This is a genomic window from Saccharicrinis sp. 156, assembly GCF_050589685.1.
Lineage (GTDB): Bacteria > Bacteroidota > Bacteroidia > Bacteroidales > Marinilabiliaceae > Saccharicrinis.
Genome location: NZ_JBNGOS010000001.1, coordinates 142,672 through 167,520, shown reverse-complemented (window position 1 = coordinate 167,520; position 24,849 = coordinate 142,672). Strand labels below are relative to the sequence as shown.

Below are 24,849 nucleotides of genomic sequence, written 5' to 3'. Positions count from 1 at the left end.
AATTGAAAAGCATGGACAAGGAGTTAAATATAGAACAATATAAAGAACAGGTAATTGAAAAAACGAAAGAAGTAAGTAATGCACCTGATCTTCTAAAACAGAGTTTGGATCAATTGGCTAAGGTGGGCGAATTTGATATGTTGGAAATGGCCATCGATGGTGTTCAAAACCTGAATCCGGAAAGAAAAGCCAGAAAGAGAATATTTTTGACCGAATCGGCCAAGGCAGATGAAAGAGACGAGTTGAAAAAAACACTGGAACTTTGGGCAGCCGTGCTTTCCTCGTCCGATGATATATCAGAATTGGTGGAGAGTTGCGAAAGTGGAAGTAAGGTAGCCGAGGAAACATTGAAAAAGAATCTGTCCAAAGCTATCGACTCCTGTCGCGAACTGGAACAATCGTACCGTTCGGTGGCCTTGTTCTTTAAAAATACCGAAAGTGATAAGATCAAGAACATCACCTTTTTGAATGCTTCCAAAGAGCAATTGAAGGATTTGGACGATACCCGTTTTATTGATGCTGTTCGGGATGAGCTGGTACAAAATTTCGATCGCCTGGATCTGAGGGGTAACTACAGTATTTTGGTGGTTCCCGGTTATTTGGGATCGAACAAGGTAGTGGAAAAATGGGCCAAGATTGCCCATGAGAATAAGGTGATGATGGTTACCGATTTTGAGCACCTGGATACCCCTGACGATACCATGGAGATGTTCGAAATGGCCAACCTTACTGCTGGCGACATGTATAAATCCAATACCATAATGACCTGTAATTATTTGGTGGGACGCGACAGGCACAAGGAAATAGGTGAAGAAGAGGAACTATATGTGACTCCTTCCGGAGCTTTGGCCGGTACCATCTACAAAACATTGATGTCGCAGGTGGCTGCCGGTAAAAAACACGGTAGTTTGAGCGAGGTGGATGGTGTTAAATTCGACCTGAAAAAGAGCGAGATAGCCAATCTGGAAAAACTTGGGTTAATTCCAATGGTAAACGAGTATGGAAAGGTGATGGCATTTTCGGCCAAAACACTGTTCAATGGAGATAACCTCGGACTTCAGACTTATTCGGTGGTGCGTGTGTTTGACTATGTCACCAAAGTGTTAATGGATTTTTTGAACCGAAGGGCGTTTGAGAATTTTAACATGAAAACACGAAAGGAAATAATGGGTCAGGTTATCCGATTCCTGGATGGGATTACAGGTCCCGGAAGACTGATAGAGAAGTTTTCCATCAAACGATTCGAACAGGACAAAGTTCAAAAAGACCGTATTTACCTGGATATACATATGACTCCTTATTTTCCGGCCAAAAGCTTTATGATAAAGATGGATGGGCAGAAAGGTGATGATGGTAACGATTGGGATACAGAATACGAACAAAGCTAACCCGCATAATTCATATCTTGTTATGAATATGAATGGGTGTGTGGGTTAATCCCGGTATAGAGACGCTTGATTTTGGGTATCCCAAAATTTAGCTGAACTTAATCGCTGTCGGAGACAGCAATTATTCTGGCGAATAATTGGGGCTAACGCTGCTCTTACGAACGGCATCATTAATGATATGAATGCCAGATTTCCCTAATGATTGATATTAAGTTATTAAAAAATTACATCATGTCATTTAAAGCGATTATGGATATCGACGGTACGCAGTACCGAGTATTGAATTGTAGTTACAGCATGCATCAGGAAATTGATGATACTGGCCGGCCATCCTCAACGGCGCGAGGCGGTGTTGTTAACGTTGTAGTGGAATCCACGGATAATACCAGCCTTTTTGAATGGATGTGCGACAGTTACATGCGCAAGGATGCCAAAATTACCTTTAACAAGCGAGACGAAGATTCCAAGATGAAGGAATTGGAGATCAAGGAGGCTTATATGGTAAGTTACGAAGAATCTTTTGACAACACAGGATCCGGCGCAATGGTAGAATCTGTCTCAATGTCAGCCAAAAGCATTGCCATGGGAAATGGCCAGCATGAAAATGAATGGCCTGTATAACGGGTGAAAATGCAATCCTGCAGACTGTAACTGTCAATAATGGAGGTGTATTAGGTCAAGCTTCTGTTGGAGACAGTTTCGGTTTTATTTTTTTGTAAAAAAAAAGTTATGTCGTGTGCCGCTCGATTACATGTGAAAGGAGTTAGTTCCGAAAAAAATGGTCTTAAAATACTTTCATATAACTTAAGCCTTACTCAAGAAGTTGATGAGGCAAATAGGGTAAGTGGAAGGGTTCAAATAGGTATGATCCATGTTTCCGTTCAGGATCCTAACGATCCGGCTTTTGTGCAATGGATGGTGATGAACGGTATTAAAGAGGGGGAAATATCGCTCTCCGGCGTGATAGCTACAGGCCCGCACAGAAGCATTCAGTTCAAGGATGCCAGGTTGGTAGGGTATAGTGAATCCTTTGCTGATATGACTGATATTGTTGTTGACTTGACCATAGCTGCCGGTGAAATTACGCTGCAAGATGTAAATTACGCACCTATCAAGAGTTAGCTAATGTGTTGATAATATTCTTATCACAAGATTAATCCCATTGTTATAATCTGCTATATTATGTCGTTGTTGTCGAAAATAGATGTCCGGATAAATGATAACGAATTGAAGAGTTTTCTGCATATCACGGTCAACCAAAACTTATATGGGATAGATAACTTTGAGATTGTTTGTCGTTATGACGACCTTGAGAAACTGGATGGTTTTGTGCTTGAAAATACAAAAGACTTTTTGGGCACTCCTATCGTTATTCAAACAACCATCGAAAGAAACGAAAAGGAAGAAGACGGATTTTTCTTTAAAGGTTATGTCACCGAGGTGCAGGGTAACCGCAGTTATATGGACAACAATAACCTGATTGTAATTTCAGGAGGCAGTGCCGAGATCATCCTGAACCGTAAGCCTACCAACCGGGCATTTATCGAAAAAAACCTCGGCGATATTGTAAATGAAGTTCTAAAACCTTATGGCCTAAGGTCAAAAGTATCCCCGCGTAACAGCGACATGTTTCCTTATACCGTTCAGTATGAAGAAAGCGACCTGGAATTTTTAAAGCGCCTTGCCATCCGGTATGGAGAATGGTTTTTCTTTAATGGACAGGAAGTGGTGTTTGGAGAGCTTTCCTCTAACGAGGAGGAACTTATAATGGGTACTAACCTAGATGACTTGCAATATCAGTTGAGGGTGAAACCGGTAAATTTCAGTCTGTTCGCCAATGATCCGCTTAAGTCTGATGTTTACAATTTCCAGTCTGGATCCGCAAAAGTAGAATCCAACCTGAATTTGTACGGAAAACATGCCCTGAAAAAATCCAAAGAACTGTATGCCGAAGAAGGAAGAGACTTTTTTGAGCATCTCAACGCAGAAGAAACCAAAGTAGAAAAGGCCTTGAATAACGCTGGCGAAACGGAAGAAGCTGTTGATGCGGTGAATCTTAGTGATATCTCCGGTTCTTCAACTGCAGGTTTTTTATCCGCAGGTTCTAAAGTGAAAATTGCCTGCCCCGATGCCGAAGGGAAAAACAAGGTGGATTTCGGTACGCATTGGATCACCACGGTACAGCATTATTTTGAGAGTACGCTAAAATATCAAAACCAGTTTACTGCAATACAGGCGGAAACAGCCATTCCCGAAAATGCCGATCCTTACTTTGTGAGAAATAGTTACCAACAATTTGCAAAAGTAACGGACAATGTGGATCCTGAAAAATTGGGGCGGGTTAAAGTAAGCTTTAATTGGATGGAAGACCGACAGGATACACCATGGATAAAAGTAGTGACACCATACGGCGGAAAGGATTCAGGTTTTTATTTCGTGCCGGCCATCGGATCCCGTGTATTGGTGGGGTTCGAAGATGGAGATGTGGAAAAACCATATTGTATTGGTGCCTTGTTCGATAAAGACAAAACACCCGATTCCGCCTGGACAGGTAACCACGATGATGCCAATGCCAAGGTACACGCTATCCGCACCCAAAGCGGGCAAACCATTGAGTTGCATGATGAAGGGGGTAGCGAAAAAATTAGGATCTATGATACCGGCGGGAAAAATGAAATTACACTGGACAGCGCTAACGGTGAGATCAGTTTGAAAGCTTCAAATAAGCTTAGTATTCAGGCCAAAGATATTGAGCTGAATGCGGATAATGGAATCAAGTTTAATGCGACGCAAGATCTGGAGCAATCAGGGATGAATGTCAAGATCGAAGCAAAATCAAATGCTGACCTAATCGCAAATGCAGCTGTTAAAGTTGACGGGAAAGCAAGTGCCGAAATTTCATCTACAGGTATAACTGCTGTGAAAGGAACAACGGTAAAGCTTAATTGATCCAACAATGATTTCTCGCACTTTTTTTTAAAAGGACTAATTGTTGATCTCGTGTTCAATTCATTCATCGGACCAATTTGCACAAATGAGGGACTTTAATTATGGACAATCCTATCGTACAACGGTTAAAAAAACTCACCTTCTTATGGTTGGAATTCACCGATGAGAAAGAAGCACGGATATGTCGTTGGTTGGTTAAAGCTGATGAGGTAAGTATGATAAAAACATTTTACCAGCTTCAAACTTCGGAAGGAAATGACACAGCCGATTTCTTCATTCAACTTTCCGCACCGTTAAACTCTGTTGTTGATTACTCCTCCGGTATTAAAAATGAGTTCCTGGATATAATAAAATCCATTCAGGAAGAATCGGATGAGGAAGATATAAAAAGCTGGGGTGTCAGTAAAAAGTTCATGGAAGATTCTACTTTAGAATCCGCATTAAAGATATTTGAGCGTTTTGCCGAGTGTCTGAAACTTCCGGAGGGTTTTTTGGTAATTTACCTTACCCCTGCATCATTAAAAAAACAAGCAGATCTGATTGAATGGTTACAGATTGCCCTCGAAATCGGGATTTCAGAAAGAGTCAGGTTTATGATGATGGATGCTTTGGAAGATCCACTACTTGACGAGTTGTGCGAAAACTATCCTCAATTAGCACATACGATTGAACCCAATTTAAATATGAGTGCGGCAGTCAAAAAACTAGCTTCGGCAGGGGATGCTTCCGATCCCGGCGTTAAGTTCCGTAAAGCATATGTTTTATTGACACAGGCTATTGCTAAACAGGATATGTCGCTGGTGAAAAAGACATCTGAAAAGGCTTTTAAAATTGCCGATAAAAACAAATGGCCTCATATGAAGGTGGCCGTAAAAATGGCTACAGCCGGAGCATTCTTAGGGAAAAGCGATTACGACAAAGCGTATGATTTGTACGGTGAAGCGTTTACCTATTCTGAAGACGCTTTTAAGGAAGGTGATATAGCTAGTGGTAAATTGGCCGTAACTACACTCTTTTCGCAAGCCTCGGCAATGATTGGTGCGAAGAAATTTGATATTGCACTTGAATCATATGAGCGGGCCATTCCTTTTGCCATTAAAACAGAAGACTTTTATAATCAGATGGAAGCCTGGCGTATGGCCGGATATTGCCAGTCCCGGTTAAAGAAATATGATGCGGCTTGGGAGGCTTACGCAAAGGCCCTGGATTCAGGGGAGAAGTTGGATGAACAGCTCCGCAAAAGTAGCACGCTCCCTTTTGTAGGATACGAATTAAAGTTATTGGCAAACAGAACCGATCATGCCGATCAGGTGGATAGAATAGAGGAAAGGATGATACACCTGGTGGGTGAAAACTGGACCGAAAAACTCGAAGTGGTATGATGCCTGCAGCCAAACATTTCGACCCTGTTATGGGAGTGGATGTCCATATGATCCAGCCTCCGGGACCCGTTCCTCCTGTTCCGATCCCCCATCCTTTTGTTGGTTTTTTTATGGACCCGGCAGATTATGCTCCGGTGATTGGTTCTACGGTCTATGTAAACGGAGTGCCAAGGGTACAAGCAGGTTCCGGGAGTAGTGTTCCTTCCATTGTTTTTCACATCCCCATGGGTGGCACCTTCATTAAACCCATAGGGAATGAAGGTGAAGCATATATGGGTAGTTCCTCTGTGTTGGCCGAAGATGAACCCTTTTCTTATTTGTCGTTACCCGTTTTAAGCTGTAGTTGTATTGGCATGCCACCTCCACCGCGCAAAAAAGGCGGGGGAGGAGGACTGATGCTGCCAACTTCAATAGTGACGCCCATCCCGGCCGGTGCACCTGTTCTTGTGGGTGGAGCACCTACAATCTCTTTAATGGCGGTGGGGATGAAACTGGGAATGGCGGGTTTGGGTAAGCTGGCCGGGAAACTCCGTAAAATGCAGAAAAGCAGCAAGCGGATGAAGAAAATTTCGGACAAGCTTCATAAAGCTGCTGATAAGATAATGGACAAGCTGGGCGTTCCTCCCAGTGTTCGCAATAAAGTTCATCGGGGTATCTGTTCGGTTACCGGTCACCCGGTAGACATTGCGACAGGGAAAGTATTTACGGAACATACCGATATTCAACTGCCCGGACCAATACCATTCTCCTGGGAAAGAGTTTATTTTACTACATCGATGTATGAAGGCCCTATGGGTCATGGTTGGCATCATAGCTACGACTTGGCGCTATATTGCGACCGGGAAGAAGAAATAACAGTTGTGCGGTTGGCCGATGGCAGAATGGCCGAATTTCCAATCCTAAAAAAAGGCGATCGGCATTTTAACAGAAAAGAAAAACTGACACTGATTAATGATGGGAAAAGATATATTTTAAAGGATCAGTCCGGTTTATGGTTAATCTTTAAAAAACTGAATTCTTCGCCCGATATTTATCGTTTGGTTTCCGTCGGAAACCGCAATAAACACAAAATTAGCTTTACGTATGATTATAAGGGGAACCTGGAACAGGTTATGGATAGTGCGGGAAGAGAATTGCAGATAATAAGCGATGAAGAAAATCGCATTCGGGAAATATATGGGCCACATCCCAATGAAAAAGATGAAACAATATTACTGGTTTCGTACAACTACAATAAATATGGCGATTTAATCAAAGCGGATGATGCGTTGAAGCAATCGTTCTGTTATGATTATAAAAACCATCTTTTAATAAAAGAAACCAACCGTAATGGTTTGAATTTTTATTTCGAATATGAAGGCAATGATGAAAATGCCCATTGCATTCATACCTGGGGGGATGATGGGATATATGATCATCAACTGACTTATTTTCCCGGGGACGGCATGACCATTGTTGAAAACTCCCTCGGCCACAAAACCCATCACTATTACAATTCCGAAGGGGTTGTGATTGAGGTAATAGATGCTTTAGGTAACAGTTCATACACTAAATACAACGAGTTTAACGAGGTAGCCGAGGAATTGGATGAATTAGGCAGGACGACCGGGTACGCTTACGATGAAAGGGGTAACCAAATTTCTATTGTACTTCCGGATGGAGCTGGTATTTCCATGGAGTTTGATGAGGAGGATCAACTGGTTGAAGCAATTGATGCGGTTGGTGGTAAATGGCAATGGAAATATGATAAATACGGTAACCTTGTTCAGCGGAAAGACTGTCTAAACCGTTTCACGCAATATAACTATTGGCAAGGACTTTTAAATATGGTCACCGATGCGGCAGGAAACAATACCAGGCTGGATTACGACAAGTGGCTCAACCTTTCGAAGCTGGTAACGCCGGATGGAGGTGAAAGTCAATGGGATTACGATTTTCTTGGGAGATGTATAACCGTTACCGATCCCAACGGTAACATTCAGCGACGTTACTTTGATGAACTGGGAAGGGTGATAAAAGTAGAAGAGCCGGACGGTAATACCCGCGAACTCAAATACGATGGAGAAAGCAATGTGCTGCAAGCCAAAGACAAGCAACATGATGTGGCATTTACTTACAAAGGGATGAACCGACTGGCTTCGAGAAGCGAGGCAGGTACAACAGTTAAATTTCATTACGATACCGAAGATCAGTTAACGGGAATCACCAACGAGCAAGGTTCGGTATATCGCTTCGAGTTAGATCCATTGGGAAATGTATTTAAGGAAATCGGTTTTGATCAACTGACCCGAACCTATTATCGCGATACGGCAGGACAAGTCATTAAAGTTGAACGGCCAGAGGAAAAGTGGACTAAATATGAGTACGATCCGGCAGGACGTGTGACCCGGGTTAACTACCATGATGAAACCAATGAAAAATATGAATACCGGGGTGATGGGGAATTACTTGGAGCTGAAAACCAACATCAGAAAGTACAATTTGAAAGGGATCTGTTCGGACAGGTAAGCAGAGAAGTACAGGGTGAATTTGAGGTAGCATCTTTTTATGATATACTTGGACGAAGAACCAAATTAACTTCTTCTTTAGGTGCCAATATCGATATTACCCGCAATGCCATGGGCGATGTGGAACATTTGGGTGCCCAACAAGGTGATGGGATAACATGGAATGCCGTTTTTAACCGCGACAAGATGGGCTTGGAAATTGAACGTAGTTTGCCGGGGGGAATACGCAGTATCACCAAGCGTGACAAACTGGGGCGACCTATCCATCATATTATACGTGGTTCAGGTGGTAATTTTATGGACAAACGTTACCAGTGGGACGTAAACGACCGTTTGCGTAAAATTCTCGATGCCCACCATGGAACCACCTCCTTTGATCATGATGCATTGGGTAACCTGGCCGGGGCACAATATGGCGATGGCTCATTTGAGTTCCGCATGCCCGATGCCGTGGGCAACTTGTTTAAAGCAAAGGATCAAAAAGACAGGAAGTACGGTCCGGCCGGACAGTTGCTGGAAGCCATGGGTACCACCTACGATTACGATGCCGAAGGCAACCTCATTAAAAAAACGGAAGCCAGTGGTAAAGTCTGGTTATACCAGTGGAATGCCTCCGGTATGCTGGCCAAAGTAATACGACCCGATGGTTATGAGGTAAGCTTTACCTACGATGCCCTGGGACGAAGACTCTCCAAAACATTCCATAACAAAACCACCCGTTGGGTTTGGGACGGTAACGTGCCGTTACATGAATGGGTTGAAACAGCAATACAACAGGAAACAAAACAAGATTATTCAACAAAAGGTCCGGAAAGCATAAATAAAGCTAAAGAACTAATTTCAAACGCACCTGCCAATGGGCCACCATCAGCTGTAACAACCTGGGTTTTTGAACCTGAAAGTTTTGCACCTGTGGCCAAGCTAGTGGGAGAAGAACGCTTTAGCATTATCTCCAACTACCTGGGCACCCCCACCCAAATGTTTGATGCCAACGGAAAACAAATTTGGGCAGCAGACACTACTATTTACGGAGATTTATTAAATTTGAAAGGGCGTAGAGATGCCTGTCCGTTCCGTTATCCGGGGCAATATGAGGATGTGGAAACGGGACTGTATTATAATAGGTTTAGGTATTATGATCCGCAGAGTGGTGGATATGTTAGTCAGGATCCGATAGGATTGTTGGCTCAAAACCTTAATCTGTATTCATATGTACCAGATGTAAATTATTTTATCGATATATTTGGTCTGGAAATTATTTATAGGCTTTTAAGGTCTGATGAAGATCCTTCTAAGGGGCTGTCAGCTAAAAAACCAAATCGAGGTATGACTGTTCATGGACATGTTTCTTCAGGAAGTAGAAATAAAGGTTCACAATTCATATCTACTAGTAAAGACCCCACTTATTTGGCTGATAAATGGCATAGTCCTGGTCAAAAGATGGTGGCGATTGATACAGATAAACTTGGGCCAAATGTTCAAATTATTGATATCTCAACCAAAGAAAAAGCTATTGCAAGTGGGGTGGGATCGGGATCTGCAAATATTCCTGCCAAATCCAAAGAAGTATTACTTGTTGGTGAGATACCTGCTGATGCGATGGAAGAAGTTGATGCAAATAAATTCAAAACAAATTGTAAGTAATGAACAAATGTGATGCAACAAATATTATAATAGATGGTTTATTAGGAGAAGAATCTATTCCTGTAAAATTAAGAACGGAAAGATTCTTCGATAATGAGAAGTATTCAAAGGTGAAGGAAGCTGTATTATTTTTAGTTGATGAATATAAGGACAAAAGTATGGTGCCAAAAGATCTTGCATTATGTTTTGTTGATATTTCAAATCATTTTTATGTGAGTGAGAATGTTTTTTCAGAAGATCTGATTTGTAAAATAGAAGATGCAGGTTTCGAACTTTCAGAATTGGCAAATAAATTATTCACTTGATGGAAATATATATCGAGAGTAAAAGAAAAAAAATAGATAAATTGCTAAAGAAATATCCATCTGCAGAGATAATTGATGTAACAACCAAAGGTATCCAACCTTGGATAAAATTTAGTCCTTTCTTTCCCCATGGAAATATACCTATTCCATTTTCAAAAGATATAAAATCTACCTCAGTTGAAGGTGTATGGCAAGCCTTAAAAGTTTTTGAAAGAAATGATATAGATTTATTAAAACTTGACATAAAAACTATGAAAGGTCTAAAAAGAAGTATAAAATCCTATGGTAAAGTATTAGGACATAAAAAAGGAATAAATGAAGATGTTTTGTTAGGGTATCTTGAGGCTCGAAAATTTATTTATTTACCAACATATAAATGGGTATTAGATAATAATTTACAAGAAGAGATACAGAAATTAAAAGAATTACTAATTAATAAATCTATTGTTTTTCTTGATTATGAGACAAATGAAGATATTTGTAATTTATCAAAACCTCTTTCACATGCAAGCTTAATTAAGAAATATTTAATGGATATTTGGCCTAGGTTTGAAATGTTATCCGGGAATGTAAGCTGAACTCTGTCCAATAATTTTGTTCTCGATTTCAAATTAACTTATTTTTTTCTTTAAACCAATTTCTAAAAGCCCCAGCTCGCTCGGATTTGTAATCCGAGCTTTTTCTATAATAACAATTTATCTTTGAGCCCTCGCTATCGCACGATTGCATCGTGTGATTTTGACACTTAAACATAAGCTTTTATTATAAATGATGTAGTTTTTGTTTAATATTAATCATTCTTTGTAAAACACATAATGAAGAGTTAAGCTTGGAAATTTAATACGTAATAATGTAAATGTTTTTGTATTTAACTCTATTTGAGTCACACGATACAATCGCACGACAGCGGGATTTTTGTTAAAGGGTTGTGATGTAGCTTGAAATTAAGGCAAATACAATGGTGACAATGTTTCTGCTTTAGATGTAAAAGTTATACCATTTTAACTATGAAGTTAGCACTTGGTTTTATGCCGATGGATTAATGACAGCGTTAAATGCGAAGCAAATTTAACGCCCAGTTCATTAACCAATCGGTATTACATATTAACAGCAATATTTCTTCTCAAGTCGTACAAATTTTCTCTCTGACCGTCTAAAACGCTTCACGGGTGGCTCAAAAGTTCTCTCTGGCATCCGACACCTTTTCTCTGGCGACAAAAAAGTTCCAACTGGCGGGTAAAAACCTTTATCGGGCGGGTGATCATTCCTCTCTGGCGGTATAGGTTCCTCTCTGGCGGCATGAATATCTTCGCTGGTGGTATAGATTTATTCTCTGGTTGAGAAATCCTCCAATTACTTCCATTTTTTGGCAGGATATTGGGAAAAAGGATATTAAATCCAGCCCAAGTCTGTCATTGATATTATTTTATCCATATAGGCAATGCCACCGAGTGGTAACCTTTATATATCCATACTTTTCGTAATATCTGACCTCTACTACCACTTCCTTTACGAGGCATATCAAGCTTGCCATTGGGAACCATATCACCAACATGGTACAGGTTTCCTTTAAGGTCAAAGGTTACAAACTAACGATCCGCATACCGGTTATTGCTGCTCCATAATTCTGGATTACGACCTGTCTTATTTCGGTATCGTTATCCGCCACCCACAGTCCGTCTTCAATATCAAAGAATTCGCATTCCCTGCCGTGTCGGGTGGATACACGGTAACCCATAGTATGGTTGTGGGTCCAAAAAATGCAAGTCTTGGACGCGCTTAGGTTTACAAAACGTTGCACATCAATAAACTGGTTAACAGCACGGTCGTTGCCCACTATTCTAAGTCCCATGCCTAAGGTTTGGGCAGCAGGGGAGTTATCATACCTTCGCCATACGGCCATTAGGGCGTTCATTTGGTGTCCACTTAATTGCAGTTCGTTAAAGCTGCCTAAGCCTCTACCTAATTTCAGACACTTTTTTGCCCACTGCAAGGAAGCCACCGTACATATTCCCTGTTCTGCGCCCTGGAAGTAGTTGTTACTCATTGGAAAAATTCTTCTTAAAGCCATTGTTTCTCCTCCTAATTTTTTAATTGGAATAATGAATCCAAGTTAGTGTATAGATTTCCGGGTGTCAATGTAAAAAGAGTGTTTCAACTGATTGTGCCAAATTGTTTTCAATACAACAATGTTGCATGTGAAAATATAGCCAGGATATAAGTAGGGCTGTGGTTTGTACGGAATGAAAGGGTGAAGAAAGATCTGTTGTAAAAGTTTAAACCCGGATTATGTATTGGAGGTTCGTCATGAGCATTGCAAGTACAATAAAACAAGCATTACTGAAACGAGGCATCACTTGTTCCGATTACTTTCGGGAGCATCGTTCTGGTGAGTTGAAGTGAAGCAACGAAGTGTCTTGTTTTAAAGTAATTTCAATGGGTAATAGAATTTCTAATGCATATTGCGGGTTAAAAAGAGTTTTAACATGAAGTTCTCCATGGAGTGCACAAATGACTACGATTTCTATTGATGGGTAATTCTGCTTAATATTTCCAAAACTTACAAGCGCAATAAACTAAAGAAGTGAGAGCAAAATTAAATTTCAGAACTTGATCCAAGAATTTTATGGTAGTTAAAAAGTTTTTTGTTTTCATTCATCAACAATATTACTTCTTGTGTATGTTGTTGCTGAATTTAGACCTCCCCAACAAACAAAAGTCTTTGAAAGATAAGAGTGAATAATAATTCATATCAAATGCATTTAAAGTAATAATAATTGATTTTAAATCCTATATAATGTAGGTATGTTTATAACATAATGGTATTGAATAGTATACTTTTGAATTTAAGGATAATATTTAAAATCAATTATGAAAAAAGTGAAATTTTTTACGTTAGTATTAGCATTTATTATCGGGTTTAATACTATTCAATCATGTTTGCTTTGCAGGGAATTATCTGCCCAAACAAAAATTATAATTAACACTTCAAAAGGTCATGAATTAGAAGAAGGTTGTAGTGGTTTTAATGTGCGAATAGCAGACAAAGTATGGAGTTATTCGCATCCCGATTTTAGAAAAGCCGTTCATGGTTTAAAACCGGGCTGGTTAAGGTATTTTTCCGGAACGATGGGAGATGCTTTTAACAGTGCGACAGGATTGTACGATAAGGATTATGCCATGATGTTTGATCATCAAAAGGCATATTTTACAGGTTACGAATTTACCCAGGTCAAAGGGCCACATCGATTGATCGATTTATATGAGTTACTGGGGGAAGTAGGAGGCAAGCTGATCATAACAATCAATGGTTTTACGGAAACCCCGCAAGTGGCCAAAGAATTAGCGCGATTTTGTAAAAACAACAATATACAAGTTGAAGCATGGCAGTTTTGTAACGAACCATATTTTTATGTCCCGCATAGGGATCGCTATTGGTGGAATGACGGCTACGATTATGCGGTTAAGATGAGACCCTATGCTGATGCTATTAAAGGAGTATTCCCGGATGCTAAGCTGGCGTTAAATTGCACCTGGGACGGAATTTGGGGATTTATGAAGGAAATTCATCAATACCAGGAAGAACACGGGGCTTATTGGAATGTTTTCTCCAAGCACTCTTATGCACCGCATGTGGGAGGCAATGAGCCCTTTGAAAAAGGGTTCAAAAGGGTAAATACCAAAGTTATCGAAGCAACCTCTCCGGCAGCCATGCAGGAAATCGAGGATTATACCTGGGATGGAGTTCCGCTGATGATTACGGAGTTTGGTGTTTGGAACAAACCTTTGAATGGGATTGTTTCCGCTATCTATAATGCGGAATATACTTTACGTCAATTGCAACACCCCAACGCTTTTTATATCGGCAGTCACGAAATAAGTAACAAGTACTGGCCGGGAAAAAACTTAAACAATGTTATTCGGGAAGCCTATAAGAAAGGTGAGAAGATAAATACCGACGAATTGAGGACGGGCATCCGAAAAGATGACGAAGGCAAGGCGATAGAATTGATTCATGAGGCGACCAACAATAGTGTGTATACCTGGAATACCATTATTGAAAATAATGTAAAAGTAAACGGTTTAAAAAACGAACAGGTAGATGGTTTATATGCCAGGGCATTTAAAGGGATCAATGGTCATGATTACTTAATTGTCACCAATCGTTCACCCCAAAATCTCCCTCTGGAAATATATCGCGACAACAGTCGACTTCAAGAAAAAGTATTGTGCAGGTATATGTATTCCAAAGTGGCAGAAAACAAAAATATTCCTGTTCATGAAGAGGAGATGAAAAGCAAGGATATTCAAATCCGACCTTATTCAGTAACCCTAATCATGTGGGAATCGGAGGATAAATATGCACCTGCCGCACCGCGGATTTATAAATCAAAGGTGGTAGAGAAAGGCATTGCGCTAACCTGGTGGAAGCGGGATATTGCCAACGGATATAAGGTGGTATACGGAACAGATGAGAATAGGCTTGAAAACGAACTGGAGCTGTCCGGATCGAATAACACCAGCACAACCATATCAAACGTTAAGGTTGGGAAGGATTATTACTTTGCGGTTAAGGCGTATAACAATGAAGGAGAAAGTTCTTTGTCGCCTTTGGTTCATTTGAAATACGGAATGCCCGGACAACCTGCCATTTTTAAAACGGCCCGGCGAGATACAACCATAACCGTTATGTGGGAGAGTGTTAAAAATGCAAGCGGATACAGGGTACTTGTGGACGATGGGAAGAATATCACCGAGTATGACGCTAAAAATGTTTTCGGTTACCGTATTGAAGGATTAAAGTATGACGTTCCGTATCAAATTAGTGTTGTTGCTTATAATGGATTGGGTGTTGGCGATAAGTCTGATGTGCAAATGGTAATCTGTAAAAAGAATCTGCCGTTCCCTCCAAGAAATATTTCAGCAAAAGAAACAAAGGAAGGTAACGTATTTTTAGAATGGGTAGCCCAGGACACTGTCAATCCTGACGTAAAATACAGGCTTTACAGGGGTGAAAAATTGCATGAGTTGGAAGTCTTAGCGGAAGATATCATAGGAAATTCTTACCTGGATGAATCTGTTGAACATGGAGATAATTACTACTATACCGTCAAATCATATAATACGGATGGTGAATGTGATTTCTACCCGAATACGGCCACTATTATAAAACGCGACAACCAAATAGTAATTGAGGTAAAAGATATTAAAGAAGAAGAACAGGTTTACCTGGTAACGGTAAGCTTCACCAATATTAAATTGGACGGTGATGTCAGGTTTGGAATTTCAGTAAGCGATATCTCCTATCTGAATGTTGAGGAAGATTTGTATGAAACAACAGCGGTGGAAGATGGAGCGTTTACTATTGGTATTCCTAAAAACAAATTTAAAAAAGGCAGGACCTATGCCGTTAAAGGGTTTGTAAATACCAATGGGAAATCGATTTTTAGTTTGCCGCCGCATAAAAACCTAAAAGTTAAATGATAATGGCGATTTGGTGAGGAATAACCGCAAAACCAATAACCACCCATTATGCGCAGGTAAAGGAAATATATACGAAGGAGGAGTGAGGGTTCTTCCTATCATTTTCTTACCTCCAAGCGAAACGAAAGGGAGCGTTGTGACCAGCCTGTCATTGCTCCCTATTTTTACCCCGCGCTGGCCGAACTCGCAGGACTGTGCATCCCTCGGGAAGTAAAACCTAACATGGACGAGTTTGGTTGCCTGGTTAAAAGAGGGGAATGGAGTTATAAAGAGAAGCCATGTTTTGGCATTATCCCCATTGCTATATTCAAGGATCTACGCCAAATAGTGCTGTGCGAAAAGGAGATTTTAAGTTGATTCAAAAGTATAAAGATGATTCCTGTGTGCTTTATCGTGTAAAAGACAATATCGGAGAAAGCAATAATCTATTGCCTATAAACCCGCAATATGCATTAGAAAATCTATTACACATTGAAATTGTTTCAAAACAAGACACTCCGCTGCTTCACTTCAACTCACCATAACGATGCTATGCCTCGTTTCAGTAAAGCCTTGTTTTATTGCACTTTCAATGTTCATGACGAAGTTCTAATGCATAATCCGGGATAAAACCTCAAAAAGCAAAGGGGCTGATCTTGTTATTAGAACACTGGAGGCAGGAAGTAGAAGCACAATTACCATCCGAAAACCCAAATTAGATACCTGAGAAATGGAATAAGAGGTAAAATGGACAATAATAAAATAGATTGAAACTATAGAGGTAATGCTGTTAGCCGCTCATGAATAATCCCAAAATTGTCATTCGACTTCACCGAAATACCAATTCGATCAACAAAATCTGAATGATTACTTAAACATGGCAATGTTAGATTTTCTATTCCGATAGCAATCCGGACGGCTGATGCCTGCTGACAATAAAGAACTTTTCAAATTCCGAATGACAGCTCTCGGATAATTTTACCCCAACATTTTACAAGGGAAACTTTTAGGAATAAAAAATAAGGCCGTTTAAATGAAACGGCCTTAAAATTATTACTGAATTACTGGCATCAAACTGAAGCTATAATTATACGCCTTGTCCGTAAAATAGATATAAGGTTTATGCGGTTTGGCACCCCAACTGGTATCCCCGCCAACACCCATCATTTTATGGTCGATATGTAACTCTACAAAATCACCTTCTTTTAAGTCCGCTGGTGTTCGAAGTTGTTTATCCTCACCCGGATCCAGTTCTTCGGTGCTGTAATGTAAAGCATTAAACTCGATAGGTTGTTCCTGGGCAATAACTTTTAAACCTAGTCCGGTATGATTGGTTAATTGTAACCAACGGGTTGCTGTTTTGTGACCATTCTCTTGCGGCCGATTATAGGCATAGTATTGGTCAGCTACTTTTGATTGATACAGGCCAACAAAACTGGCTGTGTTTCGGTCGCAATAATTTTCCCATGGACCTTTTCCGTAATACTGCAGATTTTCAAACTCCTTTTTAAATTGCATTTTCATGCCAATTCGTGGTATTTCAGGAAGCTTATCTTTTTCCGCTTTAAAAGCATAGGAAACATCCACCTGACCAGAAGCATAAACCTGATATTCCATTTTTACTATTCCTTCAACATCGGATAAATGGTGAGTTGTTTTTATAAGAAAGGAATTCTTGTCTTTCATCTCAGATGTAAATGTTTTTAGAGACGCATTGTACATCGCTCTTTTCCATACTTTAGCTCTTTTCTGAAGTTTGTTCCCAAAATCGTTGTCCGTCGGTGCTCTCCAGAAAGAGGGTTTTAAAGCGGAGTTCATTATTTCTTGTCCATTAATTTGGTAAGAAATAATTGCTCCAGAGGATTTAGCAAAAGTCAGGTTAAAGTGATCTCCCATCACAATAAGCTGATTTTCCGTATCCTTTGTTTTTAAACTTGCACTAGAATCGGTTTTCAGGTCAGGTGACTTAAAACCTGATATGGCTATTTGTTCAGAAGCTATCTGATGACCAATGGGTAGTAATGGATGATAATTAGCTTGGGTAGCATAAAAGTTGATAAAATATTCTTTGCCGATAGTCAGGTCTGAGTGCCCCAAAGGAAGCTTAAAAACCTTTTTTGATTGTGGCGCTATATCATTGGCTCTTATGTGACCGGATAAAACAGGGTTGCCATCTTCAATTAATTCCCAATGAATGGAATACGCATCTAAATTTTTGAAGAAGAAGTCATTCTGAACAGTTATTTCTCCGTTATCCAGATTAAAGTCTTTGAAGTTTATATTTTGATAAACCTTTTTAACTTCAAAAATACCTGGGTGGGGTGTCCAATCCGGGTTAATAATCCCGTTCATGCAAAAGTTGTTGTCATGATCCATTCCTTCAGGTTCGAAATGGCCGCCATAAGCCCAAAACTGTTTGCCGTTTTCATGTGTCTTAACCAGGCCCTGGTCCATCCAATCCCAAATAAAACCACCTTGTACCTGAGGATATTTATGAACCAGATCCCAGTATTCTTTAAAGTTGCCGTTACTGTTGCCCATGGCATGAGAATATTCACACCAGATAAAAGGACGTGTTTTGTCGGTGCCGACCCAATTGTTCTCAATGCTTTCGATTCTCCGGTACATATCTCCCTTAATGTCGGTATGTCGTTCGGTAATGTCAGTCATTCGCTCGGCTCTTTCGTAATGAACAGGTCTGCTGCCGTCATAAGCATGGGCAGCTTTGTAGGCTTCTAAAAAGTTTTGGCCGGTTCCGGCTTCGTTACCCATGCTCCACACAATAATGGAAGGGTGATTTTTGTCGCGCTTAATCATGTTCATTACCCGTTCGATATGGGCTTGTTTGTACTCCGGTTTTTCGGCCAGGGTATTTTTCGGTTCATACCCCATCCCATGCGATTCTATATTGGCTTCATCATAGACATAAATGCCGTATTGATCGCAAAGCTTGTACCATTCCGGGTCGTTCGGGTAATGACAGGTTCTGACGGCATTAATATTGAAACGTTTCATGGTTTCGATATCCTTTATCATGGTTTCCCGGTTAACAACATGGCCGTGATAGGCATCGTGTTCGTGTCGGTTCACTCCTTTCAACAACACCGGTAGGCCGTTAATCAATAACTGTCCGTTTTTTACTTCGGAAGTTCTGAAACCAAGTTTCACGGAAGTAGCTTCCGTTACTGTTCCTTTTTTATCTTTTAAGGTAAGAAGTAAGGTGTACAGTTGAGGATTTTCCGCAGACCACTTTTTAACATTCGGAATGTGTCCCTTAAACTGAAGCCATTCACTCTTCTTAGGTGATAATATTGTTTCGGAAATGCCCGATAGTTGGGTGTTCCCTTCGGAATCCATTAGTTGATAGCTTAGTTCTATTGTCGATTTCTTTTTAGAATGATTTACTAATTCCGTTTTCAGGCTAAAATCACCTTCGGTATAGGTTTCGTCCAACAACGATTTGGCAAAAAAGTCACGGATATGCACTTTGTGGCGAGCAAACAGAAATACATCGCGTTGAATTCCCGATAATCGCCAAAAGTCCTGGTCCTCCAGATAACTGCCATCGGTAAATTGGAATACTTGTACCGATAACTTATTCTTACCAGGTTGCAGGTATGGGGTGATATTAAATTCGGAAGGCAACTTAGAATCCTGACTGTAACCTACTTTATGGTTATTTATCCAAATGTCGAACCCGGATTTCACAGCACCTAGCTGAATGTATATTTCCCTGTTTTGCCAATTTTCCGGCATATTGAAAAAAGTGACATAGGAACCAACAGGGCTGTAATTATCGTCAATATATGGAGGGTTCTTTTTAAAAGGGTATTTGGAGTTTTTGTAATTTTTGAATCCATATCCATACATCTCCCAGTTGCCGGGTACAGGAATTTCGTCCCACTCGTTCACATCATAAGATGATTTATAAAAATCGAGCGGGCGTTCGGAAGCTTTTCCAACATAGTTGAATTTCCATTTGCCATTCAAACATTTAATATAATCGGCTTGATTGATATCGTTTTGCAACGCTTTATCCAACGATTCAAAAGTGTAAAAGGTAGCTCTGGCCTCTTCGCGGTTTTGCTTAAAAAATTCTGGATTTTCCCAATGGTTTTGAGCAGAAATAACTTGGCTGAGGAAAATTAAAACAGTGTAGATCAAATTCTTCAATTGCATGAGTTCGTAATTATGGTTTAAAAATCAATAAAGAAATCAATCAAATGTATAAATAAATTACGTGTTGGCTACATGATTTATATGGCTAAAGTTCTTAAAAAAAGAAATTTCCAATCCGGAGAAATATAATTCAAGAATATTTAAGCGTGAATATGAAGGATTGTAAGGTGTAGAAATACAACCATAAACATCGAATTCTGAATGGTGAATAATAACAGATGAATTATTAGTATGTTGCAACATAATTTTGCCCAACTGGGCGAGCTCATTAAAAACCGAAAAAGAAAAAGACAGTAGCCGCCACATCTTGAAGGGTGTTTCCGGTAGCATCGTAGATGATGAATTCTTGCTCATTTCGGAGTTTTCACCCCCTGCTTTAAGATGAAATTTACTGTTGTCAGAATCGAAAAACAGTACATCCGGGCTTTTCACTTCCCCTTGGACGGGACATTATAGATGAGGCGATTGTTATTCGAATTGAAGAGGCAAAAGCAACTGTGCAGGGTTTGACTATAGCCGGACACAAAGAACCGGGCATTATATTAAAGAAGTTGTTGAAAACTACTTCAAGATAAGGCGTTTCATTAACTTGATTCAACGCTCCAGAATGATGCTCCCGTAATGCGATGGGACTACCTCACGGAGGATTTCGAGGGTATGCCTCGGTCAGGTAAAGATTTGTTTTATTTATTACATCATTGCTTTACTCACCATTTTCAAAGTAAACTTTGGTACTGCTTTCATTCATAGCAATAATTTGCCTATCCATGTTCATGACGAAGTTCGTGTCCATAATCCGTGTTAAAGGGTTAACGGTGTGTGGCATTTCTTTCATCGGCATATGCTTTATCTATTAAGCCAGACTTTTTCCGACCAACATCATGAGGCAGGTAATAAATGCTTTAGCTAGTTATGTGATTGATGAACAACAGTAAATGAATTATAATTTTTAAAGAAATTAGAAATGAATCATAGATAAAGAGAAATGGCGTTTGTGTGTGAAGTATCCCTGTTAATATTCGTTAATTTTGTTTAGTAAGTTGATAAAGGGTTTTAATTTTTATGAAAAGATTTCTACATATTTTTTTAGCGATTATGCCAATAATGGCATTTGCACAGAGTACGTTTAAAGTAACATACGATTTTTCATCGAATATGGGCGCATCCGTAACGGGTGCTGATGTGGTTACACCCGAATTGTCAGTTATGGGAGGTAATAAACTAACCTCAATAGGCACAGTAAATGATGGAGGGACATCTGCTTATCAAAGTCATATTGTTAACAACAATGCAACCAACTATACGAATACTTTTGCTCGGTTCGATATCAAACCAAAGTCAGGATATACCATTAAAGTTAGCAAAATAACGGTTACCCAAAGAAGCAGCATTGCCGGTGTTACAGGATTATCTCAAACTTATTTGTTTAGAATTGGTTGTACGCTAAATGGGTCAACGCCGGTGACCTCCAATTCCGATCAATCCACAGGGAACATTGTTTTTTATGATACCTATCATTCTGATACTTTTTTGCCCGGGGGGAGTGTAAACTCAGCCGGTGGCGACAACTATGTTTCTGCTTGGATTGCTGCCAGAGGGAAATCTAATTCCAATGATGAATTTGACTGGTATATTGATAAGGTAGAGATTGAAGGAAACTATGTGGCTATTTTGCAGTTGCCTGAGTTCAAGGTTAGCTACGATTTTGAGAATTCAAGTTTGGGTTCAGTTATTTCCGGAGAAACACAATTGTCAGCCTCCGACATAAGTGTCAATGCTAATTCCAGCGGAGTAACCAGTGGAGGCAGGATATGGTTAAAAACCAATTCTAATACCAATTCTATTGGATACAAAGCAATGGGATTATATTGCGATATCACTCCCAACTCTGGTTATGAAATAGTACTTAAACAATATCGATACACACATGCAGGAAGTGGTGTTGCGGGTGAGTCTCGGGTAAGCAGGGTAGGTATTTATCGCGATATATCCAGAAGTAAGGATGGTGTGTTAGTAAAAAAGGATGACTTTACCAGCTATGCTGGGCGGGAAATTTTTGGAGATGATGTAAATGGCGGTGATTTAAAAGTATCGGAAATAAGCGATGATTTTACCTTTGATACCCAGCATTTCTTTACGTTTAGTGTAAATCGTTGGGGCGATCCTGCCCAGTCTGAATACTGGACGGTTGATGATTTGTCGATGGATGGTTATGTGATTCCAGCCGGAAGAAGTGCGCTTCTGATTGCGCTGGTTGAAGGTCAGGAACGATTATCACAGGCAGTTGTAGGAACCGGTTCAGGAGAGTATGCCGAAAATGTTTTTGATACGTACCAAGCTACATTAGTTGCTGCAGCAGATATAATGAAAAATCCAGATGCTTCACAGGCAACTATTGATGCTACTACATCAGAAATCCAGGATGCAAACGGTCAGTTTGTGTTAGACGCCAATAAACAGGTGGCCACATTAACGGTGGATGACGCCAAGGGACATGATATTGTTGAGGGACTGAGCGGATATAACAGTCGTTTGGCAGATAGTGGCTGGAGCTTTAAGAACCCCGAATGGAGACAAGCTATGCAAGACGTTGGAGGAGGATGGTTGCGATATATGTCCGGTACACGTAACAATGCTTTTAATATGAATATTGGTTTGTATGAAGTTGAAGACCTGGATCAATTGATTGAAGATGGAGAGACAGCAAGTGGAAACGTAACTTGTCATAAGAGGGTAGAGGCCAAAGGTCCGCAAACAGTTTATGATTTATACCAGGGATTGGGAGAGATTAATTCCCGTTTGGTGGTAACGTGGTCGGGTTTTATCGGAGAACCGTGGGAGGCAGCTTTGTTTGCAAAATTCTGTAAAGACAATCATATAGAAGTGGATATGTGGCAGTTTGTCAATGAGCCGTATTTTCATTTGCCTAACCGGGGTTCGTATTTCTGGAACGACGGTACGGATTTTGCCCGAAAAATGCACCCTATCGCGGATTCCATAAAAGCCTATTTGCCTGACGCTGTTATGGCTCCGAATGCCAGTTGGGACGATCCGGGTAATGATTTTTCAAGAGGAATAGCAGACTATTCACCCCGCTTTTTTAATGCTTTCTCTAAGCATTCATATGCCGCATATAATACAAATACATCTATACCAATGGATGAAGCAGTAAAAGAGTTGGTTGGGGGGATGTACTATGGAGGAACTGAATCATACCAATCCATTCTGGATAATTATGGAAACGATATTCCTGTTTATATCACTGAATATCAAACTTGGAATACTGTATCTAGTAAGATCATGATGACCGGCATTTATATGGCTGAATATATTTTACGTATGACTGAGTTTTCGAATACTAAATTATTAGGTAAACACAGCAATGTATCCACAGCTAATCCATATAATTATTATTCTTCGGAACTGGAAGCTGCTTACAATAATGGAACCACTTTAACTGGAGTGGATGAGCTGGTTTGTGGTTACTATTTAAGCGTAGAAGGGAAAGCCCACCGTATTATTAATCACGGAATTAATAAAAGTGATTATCGTTATCAATCCACCATAACTGGTGATGTAATGGTGGAAGCAGACAATAAGCATACTGCTGTTACCCAGGTTCCGGCCTTATCAGCGGGCGTTTTTAAAGGAACCAATGGAAAGAGGTACATAATAATAACCAATAAGTCAGGTGTGCCGCATAAATTGGATGTGCAAGGGATAACCTTACCTTCAGAAGTAGAGGTAACTTATATTGCATCAGATAAAGCAACCACTGAGAATTCAGACATTAGTGAAAAAGCAGAGACGCAAGAAAGTGACAATATCATTATTCGTCCTTATAGTGTGAATAGAATCGAATGGTTCCAGGGGGATATAGCGCCGTCGCCCAGCAGAATATACGATGTAAAAATTAATAGTGGTCAGGTTAGTTTAAAATGGTGGACAAAGGAAAATGCCGACAGTTATATAATCTATTATGGTAGTGATAAGGAAAACTTGAGTCAGTCACTTGAAATCTCAGGAGGAAAAACCAATTCGGGCACGGTTACCGGATTAACCGATGGTGCTACTTATTACTTTGCAGTAGCGGGTAAAAACAGTGTGGCGGAAGGAGTGAAATCGAATGTGGTGGATGCAAAGATGGCATTTCCTGATGCCCCGGTTCTGGTTTCTGCCAACGGACGCACTAATACCCGATTAGACGGAATCATTACTTTATTATGGCGCAGTGTACCAGATGCTCATGGATATAAAATAAAATATGGAACTTCATCAGGCGCTTATACCAACACGATTGATGCTGGTAATGTTTCTGGATTTAGGATGAGCAATTTACCGGTTGGCCAAACTTATTATATTAACATTGTTGCTTACAATGGTTATGGTGAAAGTGCTGAATCAAATGAGCTGGAAGCTACAACCACCGAAATGCGACCCGTGTCTCCTCATCAGGTCAGATTATCGGAAAATACAGTTAATGGTGAGTTAACTATTCAATGGGAAAACTCATTGGATTATGCTTACGGGGCAACATACAATATTTACCGAAGCGATAAGGCTTATAGCGATTATGAATTGGTTAAAAAGGGTGTTACAGGAACATCACATACCTTTAATCCCAAAGAAAAGCCTGGATTGTGGTTTTATACTGTAAAGGCAGAAAACATCAATGATGAGAGCTTTTATTCTTCAAACAAATATACTATTACTACCACTGTGGATACCTGGGAGGAGGAAAATTCAGTTCATGATTTAAGTTATTTTGACCATCCGGTTAGTATTTATCCGGTTCCGGCTGACGATATGCTTCATATTGAGGTAGGTCAGTATCCAGGTAACATTCATTATAAACTTATCAATATTAGTGGTACAGTTTTGAAAACAGGACAGGTAATAGAACACGAAGAGATACAGGTTTCTGAATTGTCAACCGGAATATATATTCTTCTTTTTATTACAGAGGAGGGTATGTTCCAAAGGAAGATACAGGTAAGATAATATGCCAAAATGAAATGATTATTAAGAAGTA

General features: G+C 40.0%; 13 protein-coding genes. 11 read left to right on the top strand and 2 right to left on the bottom strand.

All coding sequences use genetic code 11. The features are described from left to right. The first annotated feature begins 11 nt into the window (after window positions 1-11). From ACRD64_RS00490 to ACRD64_RS00455, 8 genes are all read left to right on the top strand, one after another. The gene (locus ACRD64_RS00490; protein WP_430931182.1) at window positions 12-1,388 is read left to right on the top strand and encodes a DUF5458 family protein; all 1,377 of its coding nucleotides are present in this window, start codon (window positions 12-14) and stop codon (window positions 1,386-1,388) included. A 231-nt stretch (window positions 1,389-1,619) separates the two neighbouring features. Then, the gene (tssD, locus tag ACRD64_RS00485) at window positions 1,620-2,009 is read left to right on the top strand and encodes a type VI secretion system tube protein TssD (protein ID WP_430931181.1); all 390 of its coding nucleotides are present in this window, start codon (window positions 1,620-1,622) and stop codon (window positions 2,007-2,009) included. Window positions 2,010-2,117: 108 nt separating this feature from the next. Next, the gene (tssD, locus tag ACRD64_RS00480) at window positions 2,118-2,510 is read left to right on the top strand and encodes a type VI secretion system tube protein TssD (protein WP_430931180.1); all 393 of its coding nucleotides are present in this window, start codon (window positions 2,118-2,120) and stop codon (window positions 2,508-2,510) included. Window positions 2,511-2,570: 60 nt separating this feature from the next. Beyond that, entirely contained in the window at window positions 2,571-4,337 is a 1,767-nt protein-coding gene (locus tag ACRD64_RS00475) for a type VI secretion system Vgr family protein (protein WP_430931179.1), read from the top strand. A 101-nt stretch (window positions 4,338-4,438) separates the two neighbouring features. Then, window positions 4,439-5,719 (top strand): hypothetical protein, encoded by a 1,281-nt coding sequence (locus ACRD64_RS00470; protein WP_430931178.1) that lies wholly within the window; start codon window positions 4,439-4,441, stop codon window positions 5,717-5,719. Then, entirely contained in the window at window positions 5,716-9,870 is a 4,155-nt protein-coding gene (locus ACRD64_RS00465) for a DUF6531 domain-containing protein (protein ID WP_430931177.1), read from the top strand. Before ACRD64_RS00470 ends, ACRD64_RS00465 begins: the two co-directional genes overlap by 4 nt. Further along, window positions 9,870-10,175, top strand: a complete 306-nt coding sequence (locus ACRD64_RS00460) for a hypothetical protein (RefSeq protein ID WP_430931176.1) — start codon at window positions 9,870-9,872, stop codon at window positions 10,173-10,175. Before ACRD64_RS00465 ends, ACRD64_RS00460 begins: the two co-directional genes overlap by 1 nt. Beyond that, window positions 10,175-10,753 carry a DUF6939 family protein gene (locus ACRD64_RS00455; RefSeq protein WP_430931175.1) on the top strand — a complete coding sequence of 193 codons (579 nt, stop codon included), beginning with the start codon at window positions 10,175-10,177 and terminating at the stop codon, window positions 10,751-10,753. The genes ACRD64_RS00460 and ACRD64_RS00455 overlap by 1 nt, the downstream gene beginning before the upstream one ends. 1,004 nt (window positions 10,754-11,757) lie before the next feature. Here the strand turns inward: ACRD64_RS00455 and ACRD64_RS00450 are convergent. After that, on the bottom strand, window positions 11,758-12,246 hold the full coding sequence (locus ACRD64_RS00450) for a hypothetical protein (protein ID WP_430931174.1): 489 nt from the start codon (window positions 12,244-12,246) through the stop codon (window positions 11,758-11,760). Window positions 12,247-13,046: 800 nt separating this feature from the next. Here ACRD64_RS00450 and ACRD64_RS00445 point away from each other — a divergent pair. Both ACRD64_RS00445 and ACRD64_RS00440 read left to right on the top strand, forming a co-directional pair. Further along, window positions 13,047-15,659, top strand: a complete 2,613-nt coding sequence (locus tag ACRD64_RS00445; protein ID WP_430931173.1) for a fibronectin type III domain-containing protein — start codon at window positions 13,047-13,049, stop codon at window positions 15,657-15,659. A gap of 278 nt (window positions 15,660-15,937) precedes the next feature. Continuing rightward, complete coding sequence (locus ACRD64_RS00440; protein WP_430931172.1) at window positions 15,938-16,183, top strand: hypothetical protein; 246 nt, start codon at window positions 15,938-15,940, stop codon at window positions 16,181-16,183. 508 nt (window positions 16,184-16,691) lie between these two features. Here ACRD64_RS00440 and ACRD64_RS00435 read toward each other — a convergent pair. Next, window positions 16,692-19,817, bottom strand: coding sequence for a glycoside hydrolase family 2 TIM barrel-domain containing protein (locus ACRD64_RS00435; protein ID WP_430931171.1), 3,126 nt, complete (start codon window positions 19,815-19,817; stop codon window positions 16,692-16,694). 1,062 nt (window positions 19,818-20,879) lie between these two features. On the opposite strand from ACRD64_RS00435, the gene ACRD64_RS00430 reads away from it, so the two are divergent. Beyond that, a complete protein-coding gene (locus ACRD64_RS00430) occupies window positions 20,880-24,818 on the top strand; it encodes a T9SS type A sorting domain-containing protein (protein WP_430931170.1) in 3,939 nt (1,312 codons plus the stop codon). Window positions 24,819-24,849 lie beyond the last annotated feature (31 nt).

Bases quoted from the DNA above. Each gene is read 5' to 3' on its own strand.
- ACRD64_RS00445 (WP_430931173.1), top strand. From the start codon at position 13,047: ATGAAAAAAGTGAAATTTTTTACGTTAGTATTAGCATTTATTATCGGG.
- ACRD64_RS00455 (WP_430931175.1), top strand. From the start codon at position 10,175: ATGGAAATATATATCGAGAGTAAAAGAAAAAAAATAGATAAATTGCTA.
- ACRD64_RS00450 (WP_430931174.1), bottom strand. From the start codon at position 12,246: ATGGCTTTAAGAAGAATTTTTCCAATGAGTAACAACTACTTCCAGGGC.
- ACRD64_RS00475 (WP_430931179.1), top strand. From the start codon at position 2,571: ATGTCGTTGTTGTCGAAAATAGATGTCCGGATAAATGATAACGAATTG.
- tssD (WP_430931181.1), top strand. From the start codon at position 1,620: ATGTCATTTAAAGCGATTATGGATATCGACGGTACGCAGTACCGAGTA.
- ACRD64_RS00440 (WP_430931172.1), top strand. From the start codon at position 15,938: ATGTTTTGGCATTATCCCCATTGCTATATTCAAGGATCTACGCCAAAT.
- ACRD64_RS00430 (WP_430931170.1), top strand. From the start codon at position 20,880: ATGAAAAGATTTCTACATATTTTTTTAGCGATTATGCCAATAATGGCA.
- ACRD64_RS00460 (WP_430931176.1), top strand. From the start codon at position 9,870: ATGAACAAATGTGATGCAACAAATATTATAATAGATGGTTTATTAGGA.
- ACRD64_RS00435 (WP_430931171.1), bottom strand. From the start codon at position 19,817: ATGCAATTGAAGAATTTGATCTACACTGTTTTAATTTTCCTCAGCCAA.
- ACRD64_RS00490 (WP_430931182.1), top strand. From the start codon at position 12: ATGGACAAGGAGTTAAATATAGAACAATATAAAGAACAGGTAATTGAA.
- tssD (WP_430931180.1), top strand. From the start codon at position 2,118: ATGTCGTGTGCCGCTCGATTACATGTGAAAGGAGTTAGTTCCGAAAAA.
- ACRD64_RS00470 (WP_430931178.1), top strand. From the start codon at position 4,439: ATGGACAATCCTATCGTACAACGGTTAAAAAAACTCACCTTCTTATGG.
- ACRD64_RS00465 (WP_430931177.1), top strand. From the start codon at position 5,716: ATGATGCCTGCAGCCAAACATTTCGACCCTGTTATGGGAGTGGATGTC.